Consider the following 18309-nt stretch of genomic DNA (forward strand, 5'->3'; position numbering starts at 1 on the left):
CAGGGCCGCCTCGACGGCGGGGGCGATCCCGTCGGCGCCGCCGGGGACGGTGACCACGACCTCCAGGGGCGGGTGGTCGCCCTCCTCGCGGGACAGCACCGCGCGCAGCTCGGCCACGCGGGCGTCGGACACCAGGAAGGGGCCCACGTAGGCGGCCCGGGCCGAGGCCCGGTACCCGCGGTGGGCGGGCAGGGCCTCGCCCATGGGGGCGTTGCCGGGCGGGAACAGGGCGGCGTCGTCGAAGAGGGAGCGGTACAGGGCGTCCTTGGCCCCGCCCGCGCCCGTGCCCGTCGCCGTGTCGGTGCCGCTCAAGATTCCCGCTTCCCCCCGGCCCAGGTCCAGGCGTAGGTGCCGTCGTCGGAGGCGGTCCCGCCCTCGCCCAGGTCCAGGGGCCGGAAGGTGTCCACCATGACGGCGAGCTCGTCGAACCGCTCGGCGCCGATGCTGCGCTCGTAGGCGCCGGGCTGCGGGCCGTGGGAGTGGCCGCCGGGGTGCAGCGAGATGGAGCCCTGGCCGATCCCGGAGCCCTTGCGGGCCTCGTAGTCGCCCCCGCAGTAGAACATGACCTCGTCGGAGTCCACGTTGGAGTGGTAGTACGGCACGGGGATCGCCCCGGGGTGGTAGTCCACCTTGCGCGGCACGAAGTTGCAGATGACGAAGTTGTGGCCCTCGAACACCTGGTGGACGGGCGGCGGCTGGTGCACCCGGCCGGTGATGGGCTGGAAGTCGTCGATGTTGAACACGTACGGGTACAGGCACCCGTCCCAGCCGACCACGTCGAACGGGTGGGTGGGGTAGGTGTAGCGGGTGCCGGAGATGCCGCCCGGGCCGTTGCCGCGGTGTTTGATGAGCACGTCCACGTTCTCGCCCTCGGCCAGCAGCGGCTCGGCGGGGCCGCGCAGGTCGCGCTCGCAGTAGGGTGCGTGCTCCAGCAGCTGCCCGTACCGGGACAGGTACCGCTTGGGCGGGGCGATGTGGCTGTTGGCCTCGATCACGTAGGCGCGCAGCGGCTCGTCGCCGGTGGGCACCCAGCGGTGGGTGGTGGCCCGGGGCAGGATGACGTAGTCGCCGCGGCCGACCTCCAGCAGGCCGAACACGGTCTCCACGCGGGCGCCGCCGGACTCCACGTACACGCACTCGTCGCCGATGCCGTTGCGGTACAGCTCCGAGGGCGCCCCGGCGACCACGTAGGAGATGCGCACGTCGTCGTTGCCCAGGACCAGGCGGCGCGACTCGACGACGTCGGCGGCCTTCCACCCCTGGTCGTCGAAGAGCGAGTGCAGCCGCAGGTGGCGCGGCACCATCGGCGTGTTGCGGGTGCGGCTCTGGTCGGGGACCTCCCACTCGGCGGCGTCGACGATGGCGGACGGGATCGCGCGGTGGTAGAGCAGCGAGGAGTCGGAGGAGAAGCCCTCCTCCCCCATCAGCTCCTCGTAGTACAGGCCGCCCTCGGGGGTGCGGTGCTGGGTGTGGCGGGTGCGGGGCACCTCGCCGACCTGGCGGTAGTAGGCCATGGCATGTCCTCCAGGTGGTCGTCGTCGGTGGTCGTGGGGCGTGCGGTCGCGTTCGGCGTCAGAGCGCGGGCTCGGGTCGTTCGGGTGCGGCGGCCCGCCCCAGGCAGGTGCGGACGGCGGCGGTGACGGCCTCGGGGTCGGCGGCGTCGACGACGGCGGCGATATGGGCGTCGGGCCGCAGCACCCACACCCGGCCGGGGTCGCCGTCCAGGGCCTTGGTGAGGGCGCCGGTGGTGTCGATGTCGGAGAGGTGGAACGCGGCCACGGGGGCGGCGGTGGCCTGCCGGGCGGCGGCCAGGACGCCGTCGCGGGCGGCGTCGGCGTCGGCGCCCTCCGGGAGGGGGCCCAGCAGCAGGGTGACGCCTTCGCGCAGCAGGGGCCGCAGCCGGGTCGGTGCGTCCCCGTCGAACAGGCCGTCGGGCAGCTCGACGGGGGCGTCCGGGGCGATCACGCCGGGGCAGGGCGCGGGCGCCCGGCCGCGGGGCGGGCGGCCGCCGAAGGGGAGCCGCTCGTTGGGGGTGGTGAGCGGTGAGTCCACGTACCAGAAGGGTTCGGCCAGGCGTCCGGAGTCGACCCGGGCGTGGGCGGCCTCGTCGGTGAGCGCCTGCTCCAGGACGGTCACCCGGGTGGTGTGCTCGGCCTCGTCCTGGGGGACGAGGAAGCGCATGGTGGCGCCGGTGATCTCGGCGTTCTCCAGCGCGGCGGCGTGGCGCTCGGTGTGGTAGGTCTCCAGGAGCTCCTCGTCCGCCCACCCCGCGCGGACGTAGGCGATCTTCCAGGCGGCGTTCTCGGCGTCCTGGACGCCGGAGTTGAGGCCGCGGGCGCCGAACGGCGCGACCAGGTGGGCGTTGTCGCCGACGAGCAGGACGCGGCCCGCGCGCATGCGGTCCACCACGCGGGTGTGGAACCGGTACACCGAGTGCCAGACGATCTCGTAGGGCTCGTCCCCGATGATCCGGCGGATGCGGGCGTCCAGGCGGCCGCCGGCCTCCTCGGCCTCCAGGTCGAAGTCGGCGGGGACCTGCCAGTCGATGCGGAACACCGAGTCGGGACAGGGGTGGATGAGCACCTGGCGGCCGGGGTTCCACTCGGGGTCGAAGTAGAAGCGGCGTTCGCGGGCCCAGTCGCCCAGGTCGGCGCGGATGTCGCAGATGAGGAAGCGGTCCTGGAAGCTGGTGCCCTCGAAGCCCAGGCCCAGGGCGTGGCGGACGACGCCGCCGTGGGCGCCCAGGCACGACAGGGCGTGGGTGCCGCGCAGGCGGACCGGGCCGGCGGGGGTGTCGCAGGTGACGGTGACGCCGGTGTCGTCCTGCTCGATGCCGGTGACGGTGTGGTCCCAGGAGATCGCCACCCCGGCCTCGGCGAGGCGGCGGTCGAGGATCTCCTCGGTGCGGGACTGGGAGATGTTGACGAAGGGCGGCAGGGGGGAGGCGCCCGGGTCGGTGAGTCGGACGCTGAACAGTTCGCTGTCGCGGTAGAAGGTGCGGGCGGTGTCCCAGGTCAGGCCTTCTTCGGCGACCTCTCCGGCGCCCACCCAGTCCCACACGTCCAGGACGTCGCGCTGCTGGCAGATGGCCTTGGAGCCGACGGCGTCGCGCTCGGGCCGGGAGTCGACGATGCGGACGGGAACGCCGCGCCGGGCCAGCAGCAGGGCCGCGGTCTGGCCGACGGGGCCGGCGCCCAGGACCAGGACGGGTTCGGCGGAGGTGTCGGCGGGGGGTCGTGGAGCGGGAGGTCGCATGTCGGGCTCCTGGGCGTCGGCGCCCCTTTCCGGGGCGGGGTGGTCGGTGGCGGCCCCGGCGGCGGGACGGGTGTCCGCCGCCGGGGCGTCGGTGACCGCGGGTCACCTGGGGGAGGGCTCCCCGGTGCCGGGGGTTCGGCCCCTGCGGTCCGTCAGGCCTGGAGGAGGTCCCAGACCTCGCGGTCGCGCTCGGCCGTCCAGATGACGGGGCGCTCGATGCCGGAGAACTCGTCCCACAGGCGGGAGACGTCGAAGGGCAGGCAGTGCTCGAAGATCGGCCAGTGTCCGTAGTCGTCGGCGAGGGCGGCGTGGGTGGCCTCGAACGCCTCCTTGAGGGTGCCGCCGCGCTCGTGGACGGCGCCGACCTCGCGGATCATCACGTCGAGGAAGTTGCGGGTCTGCTCGATGGCGGCGTCGACCTCCGCGCGGCCGCGGCTGACCGCGCCGCGCCCGCCGACGAGCATCTCCGCGCCCAGGGCCTTGACCCTGTCCAGGGTGGCCCCGGCCCAGTCCCTGTGGAAGGCGTCGCCGGTGTAGAGGGCGGCCTGGGCCTCGACGAGGTCGCCGGCGAAGAGGATCTTCTGCTTCGGCAGCCAGGCGACGATGTCGCCCTCGGTGTGGCCGCGGCCGAAGTACTCCAGGACGAGTTCGCCGCGGTCGCCGCCCAGGTCGATGGTGGTGCGGTCGGCGAAGGTCTGGGTGGGCCAGGTCAGGCCGGGCACGGAGTCGGCGTCCTTGGCCAGGCGGGGCATGCGCCCGAACTCGCTGGCCCAGTCCTCCTTGCCGCGTTCGCGGATCAGCTCGTGGGTCTTCTCGTGGGTGATGATGATCTCGGCGTCGAAGGCGCTGGCGCCCAGGACGCGGACCGCGTGGTAGTGGGAGAGCACCAGGTAGCGGACGGGCTTGTCGGTGTGCTCGCGCAGCCTGACCAGCCACTCGCGGGCCGCGGTGGGGGTGGCCAGGGCCTCGAACGCCACGAGGAAGTCCTCGCCCTCGATGGCCCCCACATTGGGGTCGCCTTCGGCGGTGAGCGCGTAGACGCCGTCGGCCAGGACCTCCAGGGTCTGCTGCTTGGCCTCGGTGTCGGCGGACGAGGCGAACGGCTTGGCTGCCATGGTCGTCGGGACCCCTTCACTCTCTTCGGGCGGCGGCCGCCGCCCATAATGATCAAACGTTTGATGATTCAGACCATAACGTGCTCTGCGTCACCGGACCAAGAGGTGCAGAGCCATCCCGTGGGTGATACAGATCACACTGTACGCCCTCCGGCCCCCGACGGCAGGGCGCCGACCTGCCCCGCTCCCCCACTCTTCCCGTACAGCGCCCGCCGTCACCGCCTCCCCACCGTGGGTCACCGTTCCTCCGGGATCAAAGAACAGGAAAAGCGCCGATATCACCCCGAAAAGAACACCCGCCACGTTCCGTTCACCCGACATCACCACTGAACAACACGGCCGTGGAAAAGGAAAAGCGCGGTAAACACGACTCCGACCCCAGGTATTAGGCTGGCCCCGTGACCCACGACACCGCTCCCCCCAGTGATCTCACCTTCTGGTCGTTCGTCGACTACGCGGTGCAGAAGGCCGAGCAGGAACTCCCCTCCGTCAACGCCGACGCCATGCGCATGGTGCTCACCCTCAACCGGGCCACGAGCATGGTGATCTACGACCTGGAATCCACCGTCCACCGCCCGCGCGGGCTCACCTGGCCCGGATTCCGGGTGATCTTCGCGCTCTGGCTGGCCGGACCGATGGAGGCCAAGACCACCGCCGAGATCTCCGGCATGAGCCGGGCCGCCCTGTCCGCGCTGCTCAACACCCTGGAACGCGACGGACTCATCCTGCGCGAGCGCGCCACCCACGACCGCCGCGCCCTCCAGCTCAGCCTGACCGAGGCGGGCTACCACGCCATCCTCGGCGGGTTCCGCGCCCACAACCGCCGCGAGTCCGCCTGGGCCGAGGCCCTGGAACCCGAGGAGCGGCACGAGCTGGTCCGCCTGCTCAACAAGCTCATGGCCGGGTCCACCGACGCCCAGGCCAAGTTCCGCAGCTGAGACGGCCGGCGCCCATCCCGCGCCGTCCCCGCGCGCCCTCCCTCCCGCGCGGCAAGGGCCAATCCCGACCGGACCGGCCCTTGAACCCGGTTCCCCGCCATGGGGAGCATGGGGCATGGACGACTCCACCCGTGCCCGCATCGACGCCGCACGACGGCGCTTCTCACCCGGGACCGTGTACCTCAACACGGCCACCCACGGCCTGACCCCCGACACCGCGTTGGACGCGGTGCTGCGCCACACCCGCGACGTGGCCGAGGGGCGGTTCTCCCCGGCCGACGCCGATCCGGGCGTCGAACGCGCCCGTGCCTCCTACGCCCGCCTGCTGGGCGTGCCCGTGGAGAACACGGCGATCGGCGCCTACACCGCCCAGTTCGTCGGGACGGTCGCCGCCGCGCTGCCACCGGGCGCGGAGGTCGTCATCGCCGCGCGCGAGTTCAGCTCCGTGGTGCACCCCTTCCTGGCCCGGACCGACCTCACCGTCCGCGAGGTGCCGCTGGAGCACCTGGCCGAGGCGGTCGGCCCGGCCACCCGCCTGATCGCGGTGTCGGCGGTGCAGTCCTCCGACGGGCGCATCGCCCCGCTGGAGGACCTGCTGGCGGCCCGCGACGCCCACGGGGCACGGCTGCTGGTGGACGCCACCCAGGCGGCGGGATGGCTGCCGCTGCCGGCCGACCGGATCGACTACACGGTGTGCAGCACCTACAAGTGGCTGCTGGGGCCGCGCGGGTCGGCGTTCCTCACCGGCACCGAGCAGGCGCTGGCGGAGCTGACCCCGCTGGCGGGCAACTGGTACGCCGCCGAGGACCCGTGGAACAACCTGTACGGCGGCCCGCTGCCGTTGGCGGCGGGCGCCCGCAGGCTGGACCTGCCTCCGGTGTGGCCCGCCTGGGCGGGGCTGGAGCACACCCTGGCGCTGCTGGAGGAGACCGGGGTGGACGCCGTGCACGCGCACAACGCGGCCCTGGGCGACCTGCTGCGCACCCTCCTGGACCTGGAGCCGACCGGTTCGGCCATCGTGTCCGTGGCCGCCCCGGCGGGCGGGGTGGAGCGGGTGTCGGCGGAGGGCGTCTCGGTGGCCGCCCGCGACGGGCGGCTGCGCGCCTCCTTCCACCTGTACAACACCGAGGAGGACGTGGAGCTGCTGGCCAAGGCGCTCACCCGCTGAACGGGGCCCGGCCCGGAGCGGGTGCTCCGGGCCGGGCGTGCGCGGCTAGAAGATGGCGCCGTTGAAGGCCGCGTCGGGGCGGTGCAGGGCCGCGTCCAGACGGGCGACCGCCCCCGGGGTGTGCTCGGTGAGCAGCCCGGCGGCCGCGTACCCGGTGAGCGGGGTCTGCCCCAGGTAGGCCGCGCCCAGCAGGGCCGCGTCCAGCGACACGTCGGGGGCGGCCTCGGTGGCCTCCACCCGCGCGCCCTCCGGGGACGCCTTCAGCGACCACGTCCCGGCGTTCCACGGCGCGTACCGGTCGGTGACCGCCAGCACCGCCTCCACCGGGGCGGCGTAGGTGCGCTCGGCCAGCGCGCCGGGCACGTCCACCAGCCGGAACCAGAGGCTGTTGAAGACCTCCCGGACCAACCGGTCCCGGTTGCCGAGCAGGTGCACGAGCGGGTCGTCCACCGGCATGAACTCGAACTCGATCCGGGCCGTCAGGTCGCGGTCGAGCAGGTGCTCGTAGAGCAGGGTCCAGGCCGCCGGGACGGTGGCCCGCATCTCCTGGACGTACACCGTCCCGGCCGGGCCCGCCGACTCCCACTTGCTCCGCGTGCTGTACAGGGCGTAGCCCACCGGCCCCTGCGGTCCGCGGACCACGACGGCCTGCTTGGGACTCCTGCCCTCGCGGCCGTCGGGGGTGTCGCGCAGGGCCCGGTCCCACCAGTGGGCGGTACGCGCGACCTGGCCGAGCCGGGCGGCGGCGGCCTCCGCGTGCACCCGCTCCAGGTCGGCGCGGAACTCGGCGGCGCCGCCCAGGAGCACGGACAGCTCCGGGTCGCGGGGCGCGTCGGGGCGCAGCCCGGCGTGCGGCCGGGCGATGTTCGCCTGGGTCTCGGCCACGGCGGGACCGTAGCCGAACCGGCCGTAGATGGCGCCCTCGGACGCCCACAGGGCGGCGTATCCGACCCCCGCCGCGTGGATGTCGGCGAGCTGGCGGCGCATGAGGGCGCTGAGCACGCCCCGGCGGCGGTGGGTGGGCCACACGCCCACCCCGGTCACCCCGGCCACGCGGCGCGGCCCGCCGGGCAGGGTCATCTCGAAGCGGAAGTCGTTGGTGGCGCCGATGATGCGCTCTTCGCCGTCGATGTCGTCGACGGCCACGCGGACGCGCTCGTAGCCCTCGGCGTCGTGGAGGGGGCGCACCCGCTCCAGCATGATGTCCAGGTCGTCGGCCGCCAGGAGGGCCTCGCCGATGACCCGGGCCGCCTTCGGATACTCGTCCCGGTCGGTGCCGCGCACGGTCCATTCGGTGCGCGCGCTGTCGGGTGTGGTCATGGTGTTCTTCGCCTTGTCGTTCGGTGCGGTCGGGGCGGGGGGCGGTGGGATCAGAAGTCGACGCCGCAGTGCGGCTCCAGCGGCTCGTACAGGGCGGTGTCCAGGCTCCGGGCGGCGCCGGGCGTGTGCTCGGCGACCAGCCCGGCCGCCACGAACCCGGCCAGGGGCCGCCTGCCGAAGTAGGCCGCGCCCAGGTGGGAGGCGTCCACGGTCAGGTCGGCGGCCCCGGCGGCGGGCGTGCAGCGGACCCCCTCGTCCCGGGCCACCAGCCGCCAGGTGCCCGCGTTCCACGGGGCGGTCCGGTCGGTCACCGCCAGGACGACGTCGACCGGGGCGGCGTAGGAACGCTCGGCCAGCGCGCCGGGCAGGTCCACCAGGCGGGTCCACAGGGCGTCGAAGGGCTCGACGGCGGCCTGCCTGCGGTCGGCCAGCAGGTCCGGGAGGACGTCGTCGACCGGAACGTCGTGGAAGACCGTCTCGACGGTGAGGTCGCGGGAGAGCAGGTGCTCGTACAGGGCGACCCGCGCGGCGGGGGTGGTCGAGGCGACCTCGGAGACCAGCACCTGTCCCCGGGGCACGTCCAGCTCCCAGGTGTTCCGGACCCGGTACAGGGCGTACCCCTGCGGCCCGCCGGGGCCCGACACCACGGCGGCGAGCAGGTGTCCGGCGCCGCCCCGGGCGCGCTCGTCGTCGCGCAGCAGGTGCGGCCACCACTTGTCCGCGCGGGCGAACCGGCCGTTGCGGTCGGCGAGGGTGCGCCGGTACACGTCGGCCAAAGCGGGGCGGGCCTGCTCGGGGGTGAGCAGGTCGACGGCCGCGGAGGGGTCGCGCGGGGCGTCGGGGCGCAGCACGCCGTGGGCGCGCGGCACCGTCAGCCGGGCCTCGCGGGAGGAGAGTCCGTAGCCGAAGCGGCCGTAGATGCCGCCCTCGGAGGCCCACAGCACGGCGAGGTTCTCGCCGCGGGCGCGGATGTCGGCGAGCTGGCGCCGCATCAGCGCGGTGAGGACCCCGCGCCTGCGGTGGGTGGGCCACACGCCCACCCCCGTCACCCCGGCCGCCGGGCGCGGCCCGCCCGGGACGGTCAGGGAGAAGGCGTAGGAGGCCGCGGTGCCGACGACGCGGTCCCCGTCCAGGGCGACCAGGGTGCGCTCGTGCTCGGCCAGCGGGTCACGGCGTTCGCGTTCGACCATGTCCTCGGCGGGGACGAGCAGCGCCTCGCCGACGACCCGGGCGACCTCGGGGAACTCGTCGGCGGTGGTGCCCCGCACGGTCCAGGCGGTGTGGTCGCGGGCGGAGTCGGTCATGGGGTCCGTCCCCTCAGAAACCGGTGTCGCAGCGGGGCGCCCGGGGAGTGTACAGGGCGGTGTCGAGGCGGGCGGCGGCACCGGGTGTGCGCTCGACCGCGGTCCCGGCATCGACGTGGGTGGTGACCGGGCCGCGGCCCAGGTGGGCGGCGCCCAGGTGGGCGGCGTCCAGGGAGAGGTCGGGGTCGGCGTCGGTGGCCTCCACCCGGGTGTGCTCCCCGTCGGTCTTCAGGTGCCAGCGCCCGGCGTTCCAGGGGGCGTGCCGGTCGGCGACCTCGATGACGGTGTCCAGGGGGTGGGCGTAGGTGCGCTCGGCCAGGGCGGCGGGCACGTCGACCAGGCGCAGCCACAGGTGTCCGCCGCCGCGGGGGACGGCCTGGAGGGGGTCGGCCAGCAGGGCGGGCAGGGGGTCGTCCTCGGGCAGGCCGGTGATCTCGGTCTCCACGGTGAGGTCGGTGTCGAAGAGGTACTCGTACAGGGCGGTGCGGGCGGCCGGGGTGAGCGCGTTCATCTCCCGGACGGTGACCGTCCCCGTGGGCAGTCCGCCTTCGCCGTAGCCGGTGGTGACCCGGTGCAGGGCCGAGCCGACCGGGCGTCCCCCGGTGTCCCGGACGATGACGGCGCGCAGGTCGGAGGTGTCGGGCCGGGGGCGGGAGAGCATCCACAGGCGCAGCTTCCACCAGTTGCCGTCGCGGGGGAAGCCGCCCGGGCGTTCGGCCTGGGCGGCGCGGTGCAGCAGGTCCAGGTCGGGCAGGGCGTCGGCGGGTTCGGCCAGTTCCAGGGTGAGGGAGGGGTCGCGGGGGGCGTCGGGGCGCAGGGCGGCGTGAGCGCGGCTCACGGAGTAGGTGTACTGGCAGGACGCCCGGCCGTAGCCGTAGCGGCCGTAGATGCCGCCTTCAGAAGCCCACAGGATCGCCAGGTTCTCGCCGCGTTCTCGCAGGTCGGCGAGTTGCTCGCGGAGGAGTGCGGTGAGGATCCCGCGCCTGCGGTGGGTGGGCAGCACGCCCACCCCCGTCACCCCGGCCGCCGGGCGCGGCCCGCCGGGGACGGTCAGGGAGAAGCGGTGGGAATTGGTGGTGCCGACAATGCGGCCGCCGTCGCGGACGACCAGGAAGCGGTCGGGTTCGTTGACGGGGTGGTCGCGCTCGGTGTCGAGCAGGTCGGCGAGAGGGATGTTGATGGCGGTGGCGAACACCCGGTTGGCCTGGGGGATCTCCTCCTCCGTGGGCCGGGCGACCTCCCATCCGGGTCCGTCGGATCGGGGTGTCGCGGGGTGCTGCGCTGCTGCCATGGGTCGACCCTCTCAGGACCGCGGCGGGGCGCGCCACTGCTTTTCCGTGTGTCCGCGGCACGGGCCCGGGACCGCGGCGGCCGGGGTCGGCCGGGGCCGCGAAGAGTATTCCGATCGTTGAAAGGGCAGTCTCCTCCTGTGACAGCTGTGACCTCTTCGACGAAGCGCTCCGAACGTCCCCGCCTGGTGGTGGGGGTGGACGCGGGCGGCACCTCCACCCGGGCCCTGGTCGCCACCCTGACCGGCGCTCGGGTGGGGTGGGCCCGCGCGGGCGGCGCCAACCCCAACACGCACGGCACCGCTCGGGCGGGCCGGGAACTGGCCCGGGCGGTGGGCGCCGCCCTGGACCGGGCCGGGCCGCACGCCCGCGAGGACGTGGCGGCCGGGGTGATCGGTCTGGCCGGGGTGTCGGCGCTGCGCGATGATCAGGTGCGCGAGGGCCTGCTGGAGGAGCTGCTGTTGGTCGGTGCGCCGGCGGACCGGCTGGCGTTCGCCGGCGACGACGAGGTGGCGTTCGCCGCCGGCACCCCCGAACCCGACGGGACGGTGCTCATCGCGGGCACCGGTGCGATCGCGACCCGGATCGAGGGGCGTCGCCGCAGCCGGTCCGCGGACGGGATGGGCTGGCTGATCGGCGACGAGGGCTCGGCGTTCTGGATCGGCCACCAGGCGGCCCGGGAGACCGCCCGCCAGCTGAGCCGGGGTACGGCGCTGAGTCCGCTGGCGCGGATGGTGGCCAAGCGGGTCATCCCCGGCAGGCGGCCGGTCGAGGGGCACGAGCACCTGCCGGAGGAGCACGCGCGCGCCTTCGCCCGCACCCTGACCGAGCAGCCGCCGATCGGGCTGGCCGCGCTGGCCCCGCTGGTGTCGGAGGCGTTCGCGCTGGGGGACGAGGCGGCCGAGGTGATCGTGAACGCCGCGGCCGGGCACCTGGCGCACTCGGTGCACCAGGTGCGCACGCCCGGGGAGCGGCGGCCGGTGGTGCTGGCCGGCGGGGTGCTGCTGGGGTCGGCGCCGGTGCACGAGGCGCTCACCCGCAAACTGGCGCTGGGCACGGCGGGCTCACCGCTGTCGACGGCGGGCTGCACCGCCGGCGCGGCGGCCTGGCTGGCCGCGCTGGAGGCCGGCGTCCCCGCCGACGACACCCACCTGCACGCGGTCTTCACCGCCCCCACCCGCGGCGACCGCAGCGACGCTGCCTGAACCGTGTTCTCGGTCATGTCCCGTGGAGTGGTGTGAGAACAACGGCTGTTCCAACAAGAACGAATCGCCGGCCGGCGCGTCGTTTTCTCTGGGGCTCTGGAGTCGAACGAAGTCACACCACTCGGTGGACACCACCGTGTTCTTTCGGGCCTTCCGCTTCGCTTCGGTCGGTGCTCGGCGCCCTTCGAGGGAGGGAACCTTCGGCCCCTGCGTCGAAGTCCTCGTTCCCCGGGCCTCTCCCCCGGGGCCTCCGGAGCCCCGCCGAAGCCTCGCGGGCCCCGGGCGGCCCCGGCCCGTCCGGGGGCCTCCCTCTTCGGCCTCCCCCGGAGGGGCGCACCGACCGTGGTGGTGTTAGGTTCACCTAACACGTTTCGACGAAGGGGGCCGCCGTGACCGAGCGACGGGAACGACCGCAGGCGACCGTGCACGTGGGCCGCGTGGAGGCGGTGGAGCGCCTCACGCCGCACATGGTGCGGGTGGTGTTCGGCGGGGAGGGCCTGGCCGCGTTCGCCACCGCCGGGTACACGGATTCCTATGTGAAGCTGCTGTTCCCGCCGCCCGCCGCGGGCGACCCCGAGCCCTACGACGTGCGGGAGATCCGCGAGAGCCGCCCGCGCGAGGAGTGGCCGGTCACCCGCACCTACACCGTGCGGGCCTTCGACCCCGCCACCCGGCGACTGACCGTCGACTTCGTCCACCACGGCGACGCCGGGCTCGCCGGACCGTGGGCGGCCGCGGCCCGCCCCGGCGACACACTGCGCCTGCTCGGCCCCGGCGGCGGCTACTCCCCCGACCCGGACGCCGACTGGCACCTGCTGGCCGGGGACGAGAGCGCCCTCCCGGCGATCGCGGCCGCGGTGGAGCACCTGCCCGAGGGCCGTCCCGCGCACGTGTTCGTGGAGGTCGCCGATCCCCGGGAGGAGCAGAAGCTGGACGCCCACTCCGGGGTGCGCGTGCACTGGCTGCACCGGGGCGACCGGCCGGTGGGCGCCCTGCTCACCGAGGCGGTGCGGGCCCTGGAGTTCCCGGCGGGCCGGGTGCACGCGTTCGTGCACGGCGAGGCCGGGTTCGTGCGCGACCTGCGCCGGCTGCTGCGCGTCGAGCACGGCCTGCCCAAGGAGGACCTGTCGATCTCCGGGTACTGGCGGCTGGGCCGTGACGAGGACGGCTGGCAGTCCTCCAAGGCCGAGTGGAACAAGCAGGTGGAGGACGAGGAGTCCGCGGCCCTGGCCGACCGCGCCTGAGTCGGCGGCCGGGCGGGGAGTCCTCGATTCCACCCGGGATCGCGTTCTGTCACCACATTCTCACAATACGTGCTACTGGTCTTGACAGGTCTAGACCACACTTGTTTGGGTGACGGCACCCCCGCGGCGCGGCCGGACGCCGTGCCGCACCCGAGGAGTGTGACCACGTGATCCGACGTCTCCTGAGCCAGCTGGCCGCGCTCGGCGCGATCGCCACTGCGCTCATCGTCCTCCCCGCAACGGCCGCGCAGGCCGCCGCCTGCGCGGCACCCTGGAGCGCCTCCGCCGTCTACACCGGCGGCGGCGTCGCCTCCTACGAGGGCCGCAACTACACCGCCAAGTGGTGGACGCAGAACGAGCGCCCCGGCACCGCCGACGTCTGGGCCGACCAGGGCCCCTGCACCGGCGGTGGCGGCGGGGAGCAGCCGGGGCCGGGCGACTTCGTCGTCAGCGAGGCCCAGTTCGACCAGATGTTCCCGAACCGGAACCCCTTCTACACCTACAACGGCCTGGTCGCCGCGCTCAGCTCCTACCCCGCCTTCGCCAAGACCGGGAGCATCGAGGTCCAGCGGCGCGAGGCAGCCGCGTTCCTGGCCAACGTCAGCCACGAGACCGGCGGTCTCGTGTACATCAGGGAGACCAACGAGGCCAACTACCCGCACTACTGCGACTGGGGCCAGCCCTTCGGCTGCCCGGCCGGCCAGGCCGCCTACTACGGCCGCGGCCCGATCCAGCTCAGCTGGAACTACAACTACAAGGCCGCCGGCGACGCCCTGGGCATCGACCTGCTCAACAACCCCTACCAGGTCGAGCAGAACGCCTCGATCGCCTGGCGGACCGGCCTGTGGTACTGGAACACCCAGACCGGGGCGGGCCGGGTCACGCCCCACAACGCCATCGTCGACGGCCACGGCTTCGGCGAGACGATCCGCGCGATCAACGGCGGGCTGGAGTGCAACGGGGGCAACCCCGCGCAGGTCCAGAGCCGCATCGACAAGTTCACCCGGTTCACCCAGATCCTGGGCACCACCACCGGTCCGAACCTGGGCTGCTGACCTCCCGGGCGGGTCCGAACGCCCGTGGAGAACAGCCTGTGGAGCACAGCCGAGCGGGGGGCGCCCCGGCCGCTACGGCCGGGGCGCCCCTGTTCAAAGTTCCAGCTGCTCCAGCACCGCCACGTACCCCTCGTTGAACGTGGGGAACTGCGGGGTGGAGTCGACGAGGTACCCCACCGGGATCCGCGCGCGGATCGCCAGCGCCGCGGTGTTGATCCACTCGGAGACCATCGGACCGAACGCCCACGCCCCCACCAGGACACCCTGCTCCCGGTCGGCGATCACCCCCAGGGTGCCGCGCGGGTCGGTGGCGTGGGTCCAGGGCCGGGCCAGGGTCTGCGGCAGGTCGATCTCCGCGGTGACCACGTCGATACCCCGCTCCCGGGCCTGCTCGGAGGTGAGCCCCACCCCGGCGATCTCCGGATGGGCGAACACCACCCGCGGCACCCCCGTGTAGTCGGCGCGGCGGTCCCCGCCCAGGATGTTGGCGGCCACCAGCCGCCCCTGGTACTTGGCGACGTGGGTGAACATGGCGCGGGCGGTGACGTCGCCGACCGCCCACAGCCCCGGGGCGACCCGGCAGCGATCGTCCACGGTCAGCGCCCCCCGGTCCGTCTCCACGCCCAGGTCGGCCAGGCCCAGCCCGTCGCCACGCGGCCTGCGCCCGGTGCCCAGCACGATGACGTCGGCGCGCACGCGCTCCCCCGAGTCCAGGACCGCTGCGACGCCGTCGCCGTCGGCGGCGACCGACGCCACCCGGGCGCCCAAGTGGACGGTGATGCCGTCGCGGCCGAACTGCTCCGAGACCAGCTCGCACAGGCGCGGCTCCTCGCGGTCCAGCAGCCGGTCGCCGCGCTGTACGACGGTCACCGCCGACCCCATGTGGGCGAGGAACCCGCCGAGTTCGACGGCGACCGCGCCGCCGCCCACCACCAGCGCCCGGCCGGGGATCTCGGTGAGGGTGGTCGCCTCGCGGTTGGTCCACACCCGGTCCGGGCCCAGGGCGTCCAGACCGTCCACGGGCGGGCGCACCGCCGCGGAGCCGGTGGCGACCACCACGTGGTCGGCGGTGTACTCGTCCCCGCCGACGGCGACCCGCCAGGGGTCGCGGCCCACGACGCGGGCGGAGCCCTTGAGGACCAGCGCCCCCTGGTCCCGGTACCCCCGGACCTGTGCGGAGTCGTCCAGGTGGCGGATCATCCGGTCGCGGTAGGCGCGCAGCGCGGGCCAGTCCAGGCCGGGGCGGTCCAGCCCGGCGGCCTCGGCGGCGCCGGTCCGGGCCTCGGGCGGGCGGATGAGGGTCTTGGAGGGGATGCAGGCGTAGTACCCGCACTCGCCGCCGATCAGCTCGCGTTCCACGACGGCCACGCGCCGTCCCGCCTTCAGGAGCCGGTCGGCGGTGACCTCGCCGCCCGGCCCCATGCCGATGACGATGGCGTCCAGGTGCTCCACGGTGTCCTCCGCTCGCCGGGTCCCCCACGATGGTGTCCCCCATCGGCCCGGACCGGGCACCCGACACGCGGTCACCACCGGGGTTCGCGGGTCCAGATGCGGGCGGGGACGCCGATGACCAGGTCGCGGCCGCGCAGCACCTGCACGCGCCAGGGGTCCACGCGCAGCACGGAGAACTCCGGGTCGTCGGGCCCCTTCCAGAACCCGGACGGGTCGTAGCCCGCCCCGGGCGGGCTGCCGTAGCGGTACAGGTCCCAGACCCGCCGGCGGTCGGCCGGGTCGTCGGTCCAGGCGGCGGTGGCGTCGACGGACGCCGTGTTCTGGGTCGGGTTCCAGTAGGAGAAGGTGACGTGCGGGTTGTTCGCCAGGTGGGCGGCCTTGACCGGGGTGCGGTAGGTGGCCAGCCAGCCCCGGGGCTCGTCGCCCTCGGTCTCCCACACGGGGATGAGGACGCGGGTGCGGGGCCTGCCCTTCGCGTCGACGGTGACCATGGTGGCGTAGTTAACGGCGCCGACGATGGCGTCGAAGTCCTCGCGGACGTCGGCGAAGGTGTGGACGTGACCGCGGCGGCGTGTGGTGGTGCTGTCGTCGTTCATGGCACCACCGTGCGCCGCGCGGCTCCGGAGATCCTCAGGGTCGGCTCAGGGCCCCCGCCGCGGGGTCGGTGAGCAGGGCCTCCGCTCCCTCCTGCGCGCCCCGCGCCGTCTCCCGGGCCAGGTCCTCCGCCCCCAGGGCCTCCCGGATCCGGTCCTCGATCCGCGCGACGTCCCCGCGTTCGGCATCGGGCAGCGGCACCCCCACCGAACGGCGCAGGGCGTCGGCGGCGCCGAGCAGCCGGGCGGCGTGCCGGGCCCGCCCGGCCAGGGAGCGGGCCCCGGCCAGGCCCTCCAGCGCCAGGGCCAGGGCGCGGGGGTCGCCGGTGCGGCGGGCCGCCGCCAGCCCGCGCAGGTGCAGGTCCTCGGCCCCGGCGGCGTCGCCGTCCAGTTCGGCGGTGAACCCCAGTTCGGCGAGGATGAGCGCGGCCCCGAAGTCCGAGCCCGACTCCAGGTGCCAGTCCAGCCAGGCGCCCAGGTGGGTGCGGGCGGCCGCCGGGTCGCCGCGGCGGCGGGCCACCATGCCCAGGCCCAGCTCCGCGGCCTCCTCCCCCACCATGTGCCCCTGTTCGACGGCCACCCGGCGGGCGCGCTCGTGGAGTTCGGCGCTGCGGGGCAGGTCGCGGCGGAGCAGGGCGATGCGGCCCAGGGAGGTGAGGCGTTCGCCGGCCTCGGTCCACAGGCCCAGGTCCTCGGCGGTGCCCAGGGCCTCGCGGTGGTGGCGTTCGGCGGCGTCCAGGTCGCCGAGGGGCTCGGCCCGGGAGGCGAGCAGGAAGGAGGCCAGGGCCTGGCCCCACCGGTCGCCGAGGTCGGTGAACAGCGCGCGGGCGCGCTCGCCGCGGCGCAGGACGGCGTCCAGGTCGCTGCGGCCGAAGGCCCGCCGGGCCAGGGTCGCCGCGGCGGCGGCCTCGCCCCACCGGTCCCCGGTGCGGACGAAGAAGGCGTGCAGCTCCTCCAGGTCGGCCTCGCCCTCGCCGCCGAACCCGGTGCGCACGTGGGCGAGGAACCAGCGGGCCCGCGCCTCGTCCGCGGTCGGCTCGCCCTCGGCGGCGGGGGCGGGACCCGGGTCGCGTCCCAGGCCGTGGCCCAGGGCGGCCCGCCACAGCAGGGCGGTGCGGTGCAGCGGGTGTTCCGGGGCGCCGGGCAGGTGCAGGGCGGTGTCCAGGGCGCGCACGCCCTCGGCCAGGCGGCCGCGCATCACCCGGTACCAGGCCAGGGAGACGGCCAGGCGCAGGGCCGCGTCGGCGTCGCCCGTGGTGCGGGCGGTCTCCAGGGCGCGGCGCAGGTCCGCGCTCTCGGCGTCCAGCACACCCAGCCAGCGGCGCTGGGCGCCGGTGCGCAGCAGCGGGTCGGCCCTCTCCGCCAGGGAGAGGTGGTGGTCCAGGTGGCGGCGGCGGACCCGCTCCTCCTCCCCGGCCTCGCGCAGCCGCTCCGCCCCGTAGAGCGCGATGGACTCCAGCAGCCGGTAGCGGGGGCGGGCCGCGCGCGAGGCGGTGACCAGGGAGCGGTCGACCAGCCGGGCGAGCAGGTCGGGCACCCGTGCGCGGGGAACGCCGTCGCCGGAGACGACCTCCTCGGCCGAGGCCAGGGAGGCGCCGTCGGCGTGCACGGCCAGGCGGCGCAGCACTGCGCGTTCGGGGCCGGTGAGCAGCTCCCAGCTCCAGTCCAGGGCGGCGCGCAGGGTGCGGTGCCGGTCGGGGGCGTCCCGGTAGCCGTCGGTGAGCAGGGCGAACCGGTCGTCGACGCGGTCGGCGAGTTCGTGGACGCCCAGGGCCCGCACCCGGGTGGCGGCCAGTTCCAGGGCGAGGGGGACGCCGTCGAGGCGGCGGACGATGGAGGTGACGGCGTCGGTGTTGTCGTCGGTGACCGTGAACCCGGGGGCGGAGGCGGCGGCGCGGTCGGCGAACAGGCGCACCGCGTCGGCCTCGGGCAGGGGCTCCACGGTGTGCAGGTGTTCGGCGGCGATGCCCAGCGGGACCTGGCTGGTGACCAGGGCGCGCAGCGCGGGGGCGGAGGCCAACAGGGCGGACAGGACCCGGGCGAGCGGGGCGGCCACGTGCTCGGCGTTGTCCAGCAGCAGCAGGGCGTCGCGGGTGCGCAGGGCGTCGGCCAGCCGGGTGGTGCGGGTGCCGGGCGGGGCGGTGAAGGGGCTGGTCCCGGAGGAGTCGTCGCGCACCCCCAGGGCCGCGGACAGCGCCTCCACCACGGCGGACTCGGCGCTGTCGGCGTCCTCGCCCGGGCAGACCCCGGCCAGGTCGACGGGGTGGGCGCCGCCGGGGGCGGCCCGGGCGGCGGCGGCCAGCGCCAGCCGGGTCTTGCCGACGCCGCCGGGGCCGGTGAGGGTGACCACGCGGGCCTGTTCCAGCAGGGC

The 18309-nt window shown here is 75.0% G+C and carries 14 protein-coding genes and 1 pseudogene; 5 read left to right on the forward strand and 10 right to left on the reverse strand.

What is annotated here, in order from left to right; genetic code table 11:
- From QJS33_RS28650 to QJS33_RS28665, 4 genes and pseudogenes are all read right to left on the reverse strand, one after another.
- Positions 1–312 (reverse strand): annotated as a pseudogene (locus QJS33_RS28650) (hypothetical protein); the annotation flags it as partial.
- Complete coding sequence (locus tag QJS33_RS28655; RefSeq protein ID WP_306371191.1) at positions 309–1514, reverse strand: homogentisate 1,2-dioxygenase; 1206 nt, start codon at positions 1512–1514, stop codon at positions 309–311. The gene QJS33_RS28655 and the pseudogene QJS33_RS28650, both read right to left, overlap by 4 nt.
- 58 nt (positions 1515–1572) lie before the next feature.
- Positions 1573–3255, reverse strand: coding sequence for an FAD-dependent monooxygenase (locus QJS33_RS28660; protein WP_306371192.1), 1683 nt, complete (start codon positions 3253–3255; stop codon positions 1573–1575).
- Between the two features lie 152 nt (positions 3256–3407).
- Positions 3408–4370, reverse strand: a complete 963-nt coding sequence (locus QJS33_RS28665) for an MBL fold metallo-hydrolase (protein WP_306371193.1) — start codon at positions 4368–4370, stop codon at positions 3408–3410.
- Positions 4371–4768: 398 nt separating this feature from the next.
- Between QJS33_RS28665 and QJS33_RS28670 the strand changes: the two genes are divergently transcribed.
- Both QJS33_RS28670 and QJS33_RS28675 read left to right on the forward strand, forming a co-directional pair.
- Positions 4769–5308, forward strand: a complete 540-nt coding sequence (locus QJS33_RS28670) for a MarR family winged helix-turn-helix transcriptional regulator (protein WP_306371194.1) — start codon at positions 4769–4771, stop codon at positions 5306–5308.
- A 115-nt stretch (positions 5309–5423) separates the two neighbouring features.
- On the forward strand, positions 5424–6476 hold the full coding sequence (locus QJS33_RS28675) for an aminotransferase class V-fold PLP-dependent enzyme (protein ID WP_306371195.1): 1053 nt from the start codon (positions 5424–5426) through the stop codon (positions 6474–6476).
- Positions 6477–6521: 45 nt separating this feature from the next.
- Here QJS33_RS28675 and QJS33_RS28680 read toward each other — a convergent pair whose 3' ends face one another.
- From QJS33_RS28680 to QJS33_RS28690, 3 genes are read right to left on the reverse strand one after another with little or no spacing between them, the layout of a single operon-like run.
- Positions 6522–7796 carry a GNAT family N-acetyltransferase gene (locus tag QJS33_RS28680; protein WP_306371196.1) on the reverse strand — a complete coding sequence of 425 codons (1275 nt, stop codon included), beginning with the start codon at positions 7794–7796 and terminating at the stop codon, positions 6522–6524.
- A 50-nt stretch (positions 7797–7846) separates the two neighbouring features.
- Positions 7847–9100, reverse strand: a complete 1254-nt coding sequence (locus tag QJS33_RS28685) for a GNAT family N-acetyltransferase (protein ID WP_306371197.1) — start codon at positions 9098–9100, stop codon at positions 7847–7849.
- A 13-nt stretch (positions 9101–9113) separates the two neighbouring features.
- On the reverse strand, positions 9114–10391 hold the full coding sequence (locus QJS33_RS28690; protein ID WP_306371198.1) for a GNAT family N-acetyltransferase: 1278 nt from the start codon (positions 10389–10391) through the stop codon (positions 9114–9116).
- 195 nt (positions 10392–10586) lie between these two features.
- Here QJS33_RS28690 and QJS33_RS28695 point away from each other — a divergent pair, with 195 nt between their 5' ends.
- The 3 genes from QJS33_RS28695 to QJS33_RS28705 all read left to right on the forward strand — a co-directional run bounded on the left by QJS33_RS28695 (position 10587) and on the right by QJS33_RS28705 (position 13893).
- Complete coding sequence (locus QJS33_RS28695; protein ID WP_306371204.1) at positions 10587–11594, forward strand: N-acetylglucosamine kinase; 1008 nt, start codon at positions 10587–10589, stop codon at positions 11592–11594.
- A gap of 389 nt (positions 11595–11983) precedes the next feature.
- Positions 11984–12838 (forward strand): siderophore-interacting protein, encoded by an 855-nt coding sequence (locus QJS33_RS28700; RefSeq protein ID WP_306371199.1) that lies wholly within the window; start codon positions 11984–11986, stop codon positions 12836–12838.
- Positions 12839–13005: 167 nt separating this feature from the next.
- The gene (locus QJS33_RS28705) at positions 13006–13893 is read left to right on the forward strand and encodes a glycoside hydrolase family 19 protein (protein ID WP_306371200.1); all 888 of its coding nucleotides are present in this window, start codon (positions 13006–13008) and stop codon (positions 13891–13893) included.
- A gap of 93 nt (positions 13894–13986) precedes the next feature.
- On the opposite strand, the gene QJS33_RS28710 is transcribed toward QJS33_RS28705, so the two are convergent.
- The 3 genes from QJS33_RS28710 to QJS33_RS28720 form a co-directional block, all read right to left on the reverse strand.
- Positions 13987–15345, reverse strand: coding sequence for an NAD(P)/FAD-dependent oxidoreductase (locus tag QJS33_RS28710; RefSeq protein ID WP_306371201.1), 1359 nt, complete (start codon positions 15343–15345; stop codon positions 13987–13989).
- A gap of 71 nt (positions 15346–15416) precedes the next feature.
- Positions 15417–15941, reverse strand: coding sequence for a pyridoxamine 5'-phosphate oxidase family protein (locus QJS33_RS28715; RefSeq protein WP_306371202.1), 525 nt, complete (start codon positions 15939–15941; stop codon positions 15417–15419).
- 34 nt (positions 15942–15975) lie between these two features.
- Positions 15976–18309: AfsR/SARP family transcriptional regulator (locus QJS33_RS28720; protein ID WP_306371203.1), on the reverse strand; the 2334-nt coding region annotated here is incomplete at its 5' end.

The organism is Nocardiopsis sp. CC223A, assembly GCF_030766825.1.
Taxonomy (GTDB): Bacteria; Actinomycetota; Actinomycetes; order Streptosporangiales; family Streptosporangiaceae; genus Nocardiopsis.

Excerpts from the sequence above, each read along its gene's own strand:
- QJS33_RS28655 (WP_306371191.1), bottom strand. The coding sequence starts at position 1,514 with ATGGCCTACTACCGCCAGGTCGGCGAGGTGCCCCGCACCCGCCACACC.
- QJS33_RS28660 (WP_306371192.1), bottom strand. The coding sequence starts at position 3,255 with ATGCGACCTCCCGCTCCACGACCCCCCGCCGACACCTCCGCCGAACCC.
- QJS33_RS28665 (WP_306371193.1), bottom strand. The coding sequence starts at position 4,370 with ATGGCAGCCAAGCCGTTCGCCTCGTCCGCCGACACCGAGGCCAAGCAG.
- QJS33_RS28675 (WP_306371195.1), top strand. The coding sequence starts at position 5,424 with ATGGACGACTCCACCCGTGCCCGCATCGACGCCGCACGACGGCGCTTC.
- QJS33_RS28680 (WP_306371196.1), bottom strand. The coding sequence starts at position 7,796 with ATGACCACACCCGACAGCGCGCGCACCGAATGGACCGTGCGCGGCACC.
- QJS33_RS28685 (WP_306371197.1), bottom strand. The coding sequence starts at position 9,100 with ATGACCGACTCCGCCCGCGACCACACCGCCTGGACCGTGCGGGGCACC.
- QJS33_RS28690 (WP_306371198.1), bottom strand. The coding sequence starts at position 10,391 with ATGGCAGCAGCGCAGCACCCCGCGACACCCCGATCCGACGGACCCGGA.
- QJS33_RS28715 (WP_306371202.1), bottom strand. The coding sequence starts at position 15,941 with ATGAACGACGACAGCACCACCACACGCCGCCGCGGTCACGTCCACACC.